General features: G+C 73.5%; 9 protein-coding genes. 8 read left to right on the top strand and 1 reads right to left on the bottom strand.

Going from position 1 to position 11,563, the window contains the following annotated elements:
- Window positions 1-198: 198 nt before the first annotated feature.
- Complete coding sequence (gene murA, locus J7F03_RS27155; RefSeq protein WP_214953955.1) at window positions 199-1,542, bottom strand: UDP-N-acetylglucosamine 1-carboxyvinyltransferase; 1,344 nt, start codon at window positions 1,540-1,542, stop codon at window positions 199-201.
- Between the two features lie 274 nt (window positions 1,543-1,816).
- Between murA and J7F03_RS27160 the strand changes: the two genes are divergently transcribed.
- The 8 genes from J7F03_RS27160 to J7F03_RS27195 all read left to right on the top strand — a co-directional run.
- Entirely contained in the window at window positions 1,817-2,377 is a 561-nt protein-coding gene (locus tag J7F03_RS27160) for a YqgE/AlgH family protein (protein ID WP_214953957.1), read from the top strand.
- A gap of 29 nt (window positions 2,378-2,406) precedes the next feature.
- Window positions 2,407-2,691, top strand: a complete 285-nt coding sequence (locus J7F03_RS27165) for a DUF3039 domain-containing protein (protein ID WP_112448118.1) — start codon at window positions 2,407-2,409, stop codon at window positions 2,689-2,691.
- Window positions 2,692-2,840: 149 nt separating this feature from the next.
- Window positions 2,841-4,490 (top strand): beta-N-acetylhexosaminidase, encoded by a 1,650-nt coding sequence (locus J7F03_RS27170; RefSeq protein WP_214953959.1) that lies wholly within the window; start codon window positions 2,841-2,843, stop codon window positions 4,488-4,490.
- 237 nt (window positions 4,491-4,727) lie between these two features.
- Entirely contained in the window at window positions 4,728-5,651 is a 924-nt protein-coding gene (locus J7F03_RS27175; RefSeq protein WP_214953961.1) for an FAD binding domain-containing protein, read from the top strand.
- Window positions 5,648-7,570: a (2Fe-2S)-binding protein gene (locus J7F03_RS27180; protein WP_214953963.1), complete on the top strand. Its 1,923-nt coding sequence runs from the start codon at window positions 5,648-5,650 to the stop codon at window positions 7,568-7,570. Before J7F03_RS27175 ends, J7F03_RS27180 begins: the two co-directional genes overlap by 4 nt.
- Window positions 7,567-9,915, top strand: a complete 2,349-nt coding sequence (locus J7F03_RS27185; RefSeq protein WP_214953965.1) for a xanthine dehydrogenase family protein molybdopterin-binding subunit — start codon at window positions 7,567-7,569, stop codon at window positions 9,913-9,915. The genes J7F03_RS27180 and J7F03_RS27185 overlap by 4 nt, the downstream gene beginning before the upstream one ends.
- 157 nt (window positions 9,916-10,072) lie before the next feature.
- Window positions 10,073-10,573 (top strand): hypothetical protein, encoded by a 501-nt coding sequence (locus J7F03_RS27190; RefSeq protein WP_214953968.1) that lies wholly within the window; start codon window positions 10,073-10,075, stop codon window positions 10,571-10,573.
- Window positions 10,573-11,563: WXG100 family type VII secretion target (locus J7F03_RS27195; RefSeq protein ID WP_374104400.1), on the top strand; the 991-nt coding region annotated here is incomplete at its 3' end. The genes J7F03_RS27190 and J7F03_RS27195, both read left to right, overlap by 1 nt.

The raw sequence follows: 11,563 nt of genomic DNA on the forward strand, positions 1-11,563 counted from the left end.
GCAGCGGCCCCCGGGACGGCAGTAGTACGTAGTACGCGAGAGGCGGCCACCCGGCACCGGGTGGCCGCCTCTCCGCGCTCCCGGCGCCGGCGGTGGCCCCCGGGAGCCAGAACGCCCCCACAGGCCCCTCTACGGGGCCCTGGGGGCGTTCTGGGCCGGTCTGCGCCGGTCTACGTGGCCCGGCGGCCGGTGCGGTCCTCAGACGAGGTCGCCGCCCGGGAGCTCGACCTTGGCACCCAGCTCCACGAGCTTCTCCATGAAGTTCTCGTAGCCGCGGTTGATCAGGTCGATGCCGTGGACCCGCGAAGTGCCCTCGGCGGCGAGCGCCGCGATCAGGTACGAGAACCCGCCGCGCAGGTCGGGGATGACCAGGTCGGCGCCCTGGAGCTTGGTGGGCCCGGAGACGACCGCCGAGTGCAGGAAGTTGCGCTGGCCGAAGCGGCAGGCGCTGCCGCCCAGGCACTCGCGGTAGAGCTGGATGTGCGCGCCCATCTGGTTGAGCGCGGAGGTGAAGCCGAGGCGGGACTCGTAGACCGTCTCGTGGACGATCGAGAGGCCGGTGGCCTGGGTCAGCGCCACGACCAGCGGCTGCTGCCAGTCGGTCTGGAAGCCGGGGTGGACGTCGGTCTCCAGCGCGATGGCGTTGAGCGGGCCGCCCGGGTGCCAGAAGCGGATGCCGTCGTCGTCGATCTCGAAGGCGCCGCCGACCCGGCGGAAGGTGTTGAGGAAGGTCATCATCGAACGCTGCTGCGCGCCGCGCACGTAGATGTTTCCGCCGGTCGCCAGGGCCGCGGACGCCCAGGAGGCGGCCTCCAGGCGGTCCGGGAGCGCCTTGTGGTTGTAGCCGCTCAGGCGGTCCACACCGGTGATCCGGATGGTCCGGTCGGTGTCGACGGAGATGATGGCGCCCATCTTCTGCAGGACGCAGATGAGGTCCTCGATCTCCGGCTCCACGGCGGCGTTGCCGAGCTCGGTGACGCCCTCGGCCAGGACGGCCGTCAGCAGCACCTGCTCGGTCGAGCCGACCGACGGGTAGGGCAGGCGGATCTTGCAGCCGCGCAGCCGCTGCGGGGCCTCCAGGTACTGGCCGCCCTCGCGCTTCTCGATGGTCGCGCCGAACTGGCGCAGCACGTCGAAGTGGAAGTCGATCGGCCGGCCGCCGATGTCGCAGCCGCCCAGGCCCGGGATGAAGGCGTGGCCGAGGCGGTGCAGCAGCGGGCCGCAGAACAGGATCGGGATGCGCGAGGAGCCCGCGTGCGCGTCGATGTCGGCGACGTTGGCGCTCTCGACGTACGTGGGGTCGAGGACCAGCTCGCCCGGCTCGTCACCCGGGCGGACGGTCACCCCGTGCAGCTGGAGCAGTCCGCGCACGACCCGGACGTCACGGATGTCGGGAACGTTGCGCAGCCGGCTGGGCTCGCTGCCGAGCAGGGCCGCGACCATGGCCTTCGGTACGAGGTTCTTCGCGCCTCGGACACGGATCTCGCCCTCGAGCGGGGTTCCGCCGTGGACAAGCAGTACATCGTCACTGATGCCGGTCATGAATCTCGCGTTCCGGGAGGGGTGGGCAGGGGGCCAAGTCAAAAGGGTAAGGGGCACGACCCCCTTGTTCGTATGGCTGACGGGGCCGTAGGACTGTCATGAATTCGCCACAACACCCTGGGTGCCCGCCATGTGGCGGAGCGTCTCCTTCCGTCAGGTGTCCGGGCGGGCCGGGCGCGCGCGCCCCGCGCTGCCGCCGTGCGCCCTGAGCTGCGCAGGATCGGATCACCGCGTCGGCTCCCCCTCACGGGCGAATGTGCGAGACCATGTCGGCATGACCGAGGTGTCCTCCCTCACAGGGCGGCTGCTCGTGGCCACCCCCGCTCTCGCGGACCCGAATTTCGACCGCGCGGTGGTGCTGCTGCTCGACCACGACGAGCAGGGCTCGCTCGGCGTCGTCCTCAACCGGCCCACCCCGGTGGGCGTCGGTGACGTCCTGCTGCCCTGGGCGGCGCTGGCCGGCGCCCCCGGAGTGGTCTTCCAGGGCGGCCCGGTGGCGCTGGACTCCGCGCTGGGGCTGGCGGTCATCCCCGGCGAGGAGGGGCCGCTCGGGTGGCGCCGGGTGCACGGGGCGATCGGCCTGGTGGACCTGGAGGCCCCGCCGGAGCTCCTCGCCGCGGCGCTGGGGGGCCTGCGCATCTTCGCCGGGTACTCGGGCTGGGGCCCGGGTCAGCTGGAGGAGGAACTGGGCGGCGGCGCCTGGTACGTGGTGGAATCCGAGCCGGGCGACGTCTCCTTCCCGGATCCGGAACGGCTGTGGCGCGCGGTGCTGCGGCGCCAGCGCAGCGACCTGGCGATGGTGGCCACCTATCCGGACGACCCGTCGCTCAACTGACCCCGGCGGGGTTCAGTACGCTTGCTTTCATGAGCACTCTTGAGCCCGATCGCGGGACTGGTACGGGGACCCTCGTAGAGCCGACGCCGCAGGTGTCCCACGGCGACGGCGACCACGAGCGCTTCGCCCACTACGTCCAGAAGGACAAGATCATGGAGAGCGCGCTCGGGGGCACCCCCGTCGTCGCGCTCTGCGGCAAGGTCTGGGTGCCGGGCCGGGACCCGAAGAAGTACCCGGTCTGCCCCATGTGCAAGGAGATCTACGAGTCCATGGGCCCCGGCGGGGACAAGGACAAGGGCGGCAAGGACAAGTAGTCCGGCCCTCCCGAAGCGGGACGAAGGCCCTCGGTGCGCTGCTGTGCGTCCGGGGGCCTTTGCCGTGCCCGGAGGGCGGGTTAGGGTCGCCGCGTCAGCGCCATGTGAAACGTACGTTGCACATGTTGCAACGGTGGAGGAGTCAGGCCATGCCCGAGTTGATTCCGGAGCCGCGGTACGCGCGCTTCCTGCCCGACGGCGGCGCGTACGAGCTCACCGACCCGCTGCTCGACGCCGGACCCGGCACCGGGGGCACGGCCGGCTGGCTGCGCCGCGAGCTCGGCGCGGCCACCGGCTGGGCGCTCCCGGCCCCGGTCCGCGGGGAGGCGTACGGCGAGCGCCCGGTGATCCGGCTCGCGCTGCGCCCCGGGATCGCGCGGGACACCGGCGCCGAGTCCTACGAACTCCACGTCGCGCCCGGCCTCGTACTCCTGGAGGGAGCCGACGCGGCGGGCCTCTTCTACGCGGCGCAGACGCTGCGTCAGCTGCTCGGGGCCCACGCCTACCGGCGGGCGCCGCTGCCGGGGGCGGTGTGGCGGCTGCCGTACGGGGACATCGCCGACGGCCCCCGCTTCGGCTGGCGCGGCATGATGCTCGACGTCGCCCGCCACTTCACGCCCAAGGACGGCGTGCTGCGCCACATCGACCTGCTCGCCGCCCACAAGCTCAACGTGCTGCACCTGCACCTGACGGACGACCAGGGCTGGCGGGTCGAGATCCGGCGCTACCCGAAGCTGACCGAGGTCGGCGCGTGGCGGGCGCGCAGCCGGTGGGGGCACCGGGCCTCGCCGCTGTGGAACGAGACCCCGCACGGCGGCTTCTACACGCGTGACGACATCCGCGAGATCGTCGCGTACGCCGCCGAGCGGCACGTGCGGGTGGTGCCCGAGATCGACGTGCCGGGGCACTCCCAGGCCGCGATCGCCGCCTACCCGGAGCTGGGCAACACGGACGTGGTGGACACCGCCGCCCTGGAGGTGTGGGACGACTGGGGGATCAACGAGAACGTGCTCGCGCCCACGGAGGCCGTCCTGCGGTTCTACGAGGGGGTCTTCGAGGAGCTGCTGGAGCTGTTCCCGGTGGAGGTCTCGCCCTTCGTGCACGTGGGCGGGGACGAGTGCCCGAAGGGCCAGTGGCGGGCCTCGGCGGTGGCGCGGGAGCGGATCCGGGAGCTGGGGGTGGACGGCGAGGACGGGCTGCAGTCCTGGTTCATCCGGCACTTCGACGGCTGGCTCGCCGAGCGCGGGCGCCGGCTCATCGGATGGGACGAGATCCTGGAGGGCGGGCTGGCTCCCGGCGCGGCCGTCTCCTCCTGGCGCGGATACGCGGGCGGCATCGCCGCCGCCGAGGCGGGCCACGACGTGGTGATGTGCCCGGAGCAGCAGGTGTACCTGGACCACCGTCAGGCGGACGGCGGGGACGAGCCGATGCCCATCGGGTTCGTCCGCACTCTGGAGGATGTGTACCGGTTCGAGCCGGTTCCGCCGAAGTTGTCGCCAGAGGCCGCCGCCCAGGTGCTGGGCGCCCAGGCCAATGTGTGGACCGAGGTGATGGAGAACCAGAGCCGGGTCGACTACCAGGTGTTCCCGCGCCTCGCCGCCTTCGCCGAGGTGGTGTGGTCGAAGCTGCCGGAGCCGGAGCTGCGGGACTACGCGGACTTCGAGGCACGGATGGCGGCGCACTACCGGCGCCTGGACGCGCTCGGGGTCGACTACCGGCCGCCCGGCGGCCCGTTGCCGTGGCAGCGCAGGCCCGGAGTGCTCGGACGCCCGATCGAGGGAGCACCCCCGAACGTGTGACGAACCCCCCGTGCGGATGAGGCGGGGCCGCCGGACTCCGGCCGCCCCGCACGTCCGCCCGGCGGGTCCGCAGCGAGTGGCGCCTGCGTCCCGATACGGCCCCCGGCCCCGGCGCGGACCCTCGCGTCCGGTGCTCCGGAAGATGTGCCAGAGTTGCCACGTCCCGGCGGTGAGCACGTACCGTACGGCGGACAGGCGTGAGCGCCGGGACCGGGACATCGGGAAGGGGCAGCTGGGTTGACCACGCACGCACCGCAGGCACGGGATACGTCCCAGGGGCCCCGGGACGACCCGCAGGCGGGGAACGCGGCGCAGTCCGTGACGCTGCCGACCTCGCTCGACGAGGCCGTGGCGGCGCTCGCCGCCATGCCCGCCGCCGTCCCCGTGGCGGGCGGCACCGACCTCATGGCCGCCGTCAACGCGGGACTGCTGCGGCCCGCCGCCCTGGTGGGCCTCGGCCGGATCAACGAGATCCGCGGCTGGCAGTACCAGGACGGCCACGCGCTGCTCGGCGCCGGCCTCACGCACGCGAGGATGGGTCGGCCGGACTTCGCCGCCCTGATCCCGGCCCTGGCCGCCGCCGCACGCGCCGCCGGGCCCCCGCAGATCCGCAACGCCGGCACGCTGGGCGGCAACATCGCCACCGCCGCGCCGACGGGTGACGCGCTGCCCGTGCTGGCCGCGCTGGAAGCCGTGCTCGTCATCGTCGGGCCGGGCGGATCGCGCCGCGAGATCCCGGTCTCGCACCTGCTGGCAGGACGGGAGATGCTGCGCCCCGGGGAGCTGATCGGCTTCGTACGGGTGCCGCTGCTGCACGCGCCGCAGGTGTTCCTGAAGGCCACGGGCCGTACCGGCCCGGGGCGCGCGGTGGCGTCCGTGGGGCTCGTACTGGACCCCGCGCGCCGGGGCGTGCGGTGCGCGATCGGCGCGGTCGCCCCGATGCCGCTGCGCCCGCTGGAAGCCGAGCAGTGGGTGGCTTCGCTGATCGACTGGGACGGGGACCGCAGCCTCGCCCCCGAGGCGCTGGAAGCCTTCGGCGAGTACGTCGCGGCCGCGTGCGTACCCGACCAGGGGGAACCGGTGGCTCCCGGAGTACTGCATTTGCGGCGGACGGTGGCCGTGCTGGCACGGAGGGCCCTGGGGAGGGCACTGAGCTCATGAGTGAGAACGAGAACACGGGCCCCGCGTGGGGCTGGGAGCCGGTGCCGCACGGCGGCGAGTACGACTCCGACGCGACGGCCTTCGTGAAGTTGCCGCAGGACATGCTGGACGCGCTCGGCACCGGCGAGCCGCTGGCCGCGCCCGGGCACGGCTACGTGCCGCCGCCGATGATCGTGCCGCTGGGCACGGTCAGTACGGATCCTTCGGCCACGGGCACGTGGACGATTCCCGTGCAGTGGCCCGAGGCGGGCGCTGCGGCTCCGGCGGATACGGGCGCCGCGGCTTCCGCGGCCGCCGCGGCGCGGGCGCCGATCCCGGCGTCGGTGCCGATCCCCGCCTCGGTGGCGGCGGCGTTCGCCGAACCTGTCGCGGAGCCGGCCGAAGAGCCCGCCGGGGTGAACGCCGGCGGCGCGTACGGCGGGCGCGGCGGCGCGCACGATTCGTCGGAGACCGCCGAGTGGCGGTTCCCCGAGGCGGCCGCGAGCGACGTGTGGACCCCGGGAGGCACGGGCGACACCGGCAGCTTCGGGCAGCTCGCGGCGTCGGCCGACTGGAGCCAGGCCCCCGCGACCCTGCCGGGCGGGGCCGCGGCCCCGTGGGCGAGCCATCCGGACTTCGAGGGCGCGCGCGGGTACGCGGCGCGGCAGCCGGGCGCGGACGCGCTGGGCGGCCAGGGCGCCCCGGGGCCGGACGCGTTCGGTTCGGGCGCGCTGGGTCCGGACGCCCTGAGTTCCGGGGTACTGCCGGGTGCTGGTGCTCCCGGAGCCGGTGGCGGGCCGGTCGCGGCCGGTCAGGGGCGCGGACCGCGCGTGCTGGGCGGCCCGGGCGTCGGTACCCCGCTCCCGGTGGAGCACGCCGGGCCCGAAGGGGAGCCGGCCTACCCGGCCCCGCACGACATCGAAGCCGCCCACGGGGCGGCGCGGATCCCGGAGACGGGGGAGCGGCAGCATCCGGGGACGGAGGCCGAGGCCGAAGCCGTGCACGAGGCCGCCGTGCACGAGGCCGAAGCCGTGCACGAGGCCGCCGTGGACGAAGCCGTGCACGAGGCTGCCGTGGGCGGAGCCGTGGGCGGGCGGGCGGATGCGGAGGAGGCCGGGGACACGCGGACCCTCGGCGGAGCCGGGGCCGCGCTCGCACCGGGTGCGGACGACACCGACAGCGCTGTCGCAGGCGCCTCGGCGGAGCAGGCCGGAGGGGCCCCGGGCGAGGGGGCGACGTACGGGGAAGAAGACACCGAGCGGGCGGACGCCGCCGCCGTCGCCCATCACGAGCACCCGCCGGCCTCCTACGTCCTGCGCGTCAACGGCGCCGACCGCCCGGTCACCGGTGCGTGGATCGGCGAATCCCTCCTCTACGTGCTGCGCGAGCGCCTCGGCCTCGCCGGCGCCAAGGACGGCTGCTCGCAGGGCGAATGCGGCGCGTGCGCCGTGCAGGTCGACGGCCGGCTCGTCGCCTCCTGCCTCGTCCCGGCGGCGACGGCGGCGGGCAGCGAGGTCCGCACGGTGGAAGGTCTCGCGACCGACGGGGAACTGTCGGACGTGCAGCAGGCATTGTGCAGGTCGGGTGCGGTGCAGTGCGGGTTCTGCGTGCCCGGCATGGCCATGACGATCCACGACCTGCTGGAAGGCAACCACGCTCCCAGCGAGCTGGAGACCCGACAGGCCCTGTGCGGCAACCTCTGCCGCTGCTCGGGCTACTCGGGCGTCATCGACGCCGTGCGCGAGGTGGCCGCCGAGCGCGAGGCGGCGTCGGAGGCGGCCTCGGCCGCCTCGGCGGCCTCCGCCGAGGCGCGGATCCCGCACCAGGCACCGCCCGGTGAGGGCGGCATCCACGGAATCCCGGGCAACCCGGGCAACCAGGGCACCCCGGGCAACCAGGGAATGCACGGGCACGGCAACCAGCAGGGAGGCACGGCGTGAGCGCCCACGACGCGGCCACGGCATCGGCGGTCTCCGGAGTCTCCGGCCTCTCGGCGGCCGTCCCCGAGGGCACCGACCCCTCGGAACGGGAAGTCCCGCGCGGCATCGGCGCGTCCGTCCCGGCCACCGACACCCGCGCCAAGACCGAGGGCACCTTCCCCTACGCCGCCGACCTGTGGGCCGAGGGCCTCCTCTGGGCGGCCGTGCTGCGCTCCCCGCACGCCCACGCCCGCATCCTCTCCATCGACACCACGGCCGCCACCGAAATGCCCGGCGTGCGCGCCGTCGTCACCCACGCCGACGTCCCCGGCGCCACCACGCACGGCCGCCGCATCGCCGACCGGCCCGTCTTCGCGCACGACGTCGTCCGCCACCACGGCGAGCCCATCGCCGCCGTCGCCGCCGACCACCCGGACACCGCACGCCTCGCGGCCGCCGCGATCGCCGTCGAGTACGAGCTCCTCGACCCGGTCACCGACCCCGAACAGGCCTTCGGCGCCCCCGCCCTGCACCCCGACGGCAACCTGATCCGGCACATCCCGCTGCGCTACGGCGACCCCGAGGCCACCGGCGACGTCGTCGTCGAGGGCCTCTACCGCATCGGCCGCCAGGACCCCGCCCCCATCGGCGCCGAGGCCGGGCTGGCCGTGCCGCGCCCCGACGGCGGCGTGGAGATCTACACGGCCTCCACCGACCCGCACACCGACCGCGACCTCGCCGCCGCCTGCTTCGGACTCGAACCGGACCGCGTACGCGTCGTCGTCACCGGCGTCCCGGGCGCGACGGCCGACCGTGAGGACGCCGCGTTCCAGCTCCCGCTCGGCCTCCTCGCCCTGCGCACCGGCTGCCCGGTGAAGCTGGCCGCCACCCGCGAGGAGTCCTTCCTCGGCCACCCCCACCGCCACCCGACGCTGCTGCGCTACCGCCACCACGCGGACGCGGACGGCCGCCTGGTCAAGGTCGAGGCCCAGATCCTGATGGACGCCGGCGCCTACGCCGACGCCTCCTCGGAGTCCCTCGCGGCGGCGGTGGCCTTCGCCTGCGGCCCGTACGTCGTCCCGCACGCCTTCGTCGAGGGCTGGGCGGTCCGTACGAACAACCCGCCGTCGGGCCACGTACGCGGCGAAGGCGCCATGCAGGTCTGCGCGGCCTACGAGGGCCAGATGGACAAGCTCGCCGCCGCCCTCGGCATCGACGGCGCGGAACTGCGCCTGCGCAACGTCCTGGCCACCGGCGACCTGCTCCCCACCGGCCAGACGGTCACCTGCCCCGCCCCCGTCGCCGAGCTCCTGCGCGCGGTCCGCGACTACGACCTCCCGCCGCTCCCGAAGGACACCCCGGAGGAGGACTGGCTGCTCCCGGGCGGCCTGGAGGGCGCGGGCGAGCCGGGCGCGGTGCGGCGCGGAGTCGGGTACGGGGTCGGCATGGTCCACATGCTCGGCGCGGAGGGCACCGACGAGGTGTCCACGGCCACCGTGAAGATCGTCGGCGGTGCCGCGACGGTCATCTGCGCGGCCGTCGACACCGGCCAGGGCTTCTCCACGCTCGCCCGCCAGATCGTCCAGGAGACCCTGGGCGTCGACGAGGTCGTCACGGCCCCGGTCGACACCGACCAGCCCCCGGCCGGCCCGTCCGCCCACGGGCGCCACACGTGGGTGTCGGGGGGAGCGGTCGAGCGGGCCGCGAAGATGGTCCGCACCCAGCTCCTGCAGCCGATGGCCCACAAACTCGGCATGTCCACGGAGCTCCTGCAGATCGCGGACGGCCGGATCACGTCGTACGACGGCGCCTTCTCCACGACCGTCGCCGAGGCGATAGAGGGCAAGGAACTGTGGGCGACGGCCCAGTGCCGCCCCCACCCGACGGAACCGCTGGACGCGGACGGGCAGGGCGACGCCTTCGTCGGCCTCGCCTTCTGCGCGATCCGCGCGGTGGTGGACGTGGACATCGAACTGGGCTCGGTACGGGTGGTCGAACTCGCGGTCGCCCAGGACGTGGGCCGCATCCTCAACCCCCGCCAGCTGGAAGCCCGTATCGAAGCGGGCGTCATCCAGGGCGTCGGCGCGTCCCTGACGGAGAACCTCCGCACGGTCTCCGGCCTGATCCGCCACCCCGACCTGACCGGCTACGCCCTCCCCACCTCGCTGGACGCCCCGACGGTCCGCATCGTCAAACTCGTCGAGGAACGCGACGTGGTGGCCCCCTTCGGAGCCAAGCCGGCGAGCGCCGTCCCGGTGGTCACCGCCCCGGCGGCGGTCGCCTCGGCGGTCCGCGCGGCCACCGGGCGCCCGGTCAACAGGCTCCCGATCCGGCCGTCGGCGGCGGTGGCGGCGCCCAACTCGTAACCGTGTGACACCGATTGCGCCTGCAACCCGCAACTTGGGCCTTGTCGGACTCCCTCGCTAAAGTGACCGTGAACACCATCCTGAACGTGCGTGTGCGAACGCGTACGAACAGGGTGTGAACGGGGACGGGACGGGACGGGGAGTCCGGGAGGTCATCGTGGCAGTGGACTATGGTCCGGGCGCGTTAGGGCGGGACTTCGGGGTGGGCGTGGCCTCGCCGGCGAGGGTGAGCGCGCTGCGAGTCGAGTACGAGTCGCTGACGGAGTACAAGAAGCGGGTCGACGGCCTGCTGTCGAAGCTGAACGAATCCCCGGCGAGCGACAAAAAGCTCGCGGACGGCACGCTCCCGGAGAACTCCCTCGGCGAGGGCTTCCCGGAGGCCAAGCGCCTGTTCACGGCGTACACGAACGTCCACACGCGGCTCCTGACGCTGTCCAAGGGCCTGGCGGACCAGATCGAGGGCCTGGGCATCGCGATCCAGACGGCCGGCCGGGGCTTCGGGGACGTGGACGAGGAGACGAAGCGTCGGATGGTGGCCATCAGTGAGCAGGCTAGGGCGAACTATGTTCCGGAGCGTGACCCGCTCGCAGTCCCGCCGCCGCACAGTTCGAGTTCGCAGGGAACTGGGCCGGGAGCTACCGATGGTGAGGGGTTCTGATGGCGACGAATTTCGAGAGTTACACGCACCAACAACTACTGGCCATGCTCGCCTCGGCCGATGCGGAGACCCTGAAGGCGCGCGGCGCCCAACTGACGGACGCCGCAGCGACCATCAAAGAGATCGGCGAAAGCCTCAAGGACCACCGGGTACCCGGCTGGGAGGGCGAGTCGTCCCAGGCCTTCCAGGACTGGGTCAGCCGGACGGGCAACGCGACGCTCCGCCTGAGCGAGTACAGCGCGGCGGGCGGCAAGCAGCTGACGCAGGCCGGCCAGGTCGTCATCGAGGTCAAGGCCAACATGCCCGCGTACGACACCGGGGCAGCCACCCACCTTGAGGCGGCCCGCGAGTTCCACAACGACCCGGACGCGCAGCGGATCGGCCAGCAGGCGTACTCGAAGCTGAGCGGTGAACGCCAGCAGGCGGTCCAGCAGATGACGAAGCTGGCGCAGGGGTATGAGGCGTCAGCGACCGGGATGGAAATGGCGGAGGTGCCGACGTTTCCGAAATTGCCAGAGACGTTTGTTCCGCAGGATAGGGATGGCGGCCAACAGTGGGAGCGTTCTGGAAGCGTTTTCACAGGGACCGTTGGAGCGGGCGGGTCGTCGTACGCACATGCGGCGGTGGGTCCCGATGGCTCATCGCATGACTTCGGTTCTACGTCCGGACCGGACGGTGCTTTGCCCGCAACGAGGGGGCCTGCACCGGGCCCCGTTTCGGTCCTCCCGGACCGCAACGTGGGTGTCGCTCTCGACAACGTCGCCACGCTGCCAGATAGGCCTCTGCCCACAACCACGGGTGTGCCCGGAGGCATGAGTCCGATCGGACCGGTCGGCGGCGGTACGGGTGTCGCCCCAGGCGAATTCGTCCCGCCCCTGGCACGTCCGCTCGGCGGCGCCATCGGTCCTGCAGGCCTCGTTCCTGGTGTAGCCATCCCTGGTACGAGCGGTCCCGGCGGGAAGGCCGGGGGCTTAGCCTTGATCCACCGAC

The sequence above is a fragment of the Streptomyces sp. ISL-43 genome, assembly GCF_018614195.1.
Lineage (GTDB): Bacteria > Actinomycetota > Actinomycetes > Streptomycetales > Streptomycetaceae > Streptomyces.

Coding starts and splice junctions, on each gene's coding strand:
- murA (WP_214953955.1), bottom strand. CDS start 1,542: ATGACCGGCATCAGTGACGATGTACTGCTTGTCCACGGCGGAACCCCG.
- J7F03_RS27160 (WP_214953957.1), top strand. CDS start 1,817: ATGACCGAGGTGTCCTCCCTCACAGGGCGGCTGCTCGTGGCCACCCCC.
- J7F03_RS27165 (WP_112448118.1), top strand. CDS start 2,407: ATGAGCACTCTTGAGCCCGATCGCGGGACTGGTACGGGGACCCTCGTA.
- J7F03_RS27170 (WP_214953959.1), top strand. CDS start 2,841: ATGCCCGAGTTGATTCCGGAGCCGCGGTACGCGCGCTTCCTGCCCGAC.
- J7F03_RS27180 (WP_214953963.1), top strand. CDS start 5,648: ATGAGTGAGAACGAGAACACGGGCCCCGCGTGGGGCTGGGAGCCGGTG.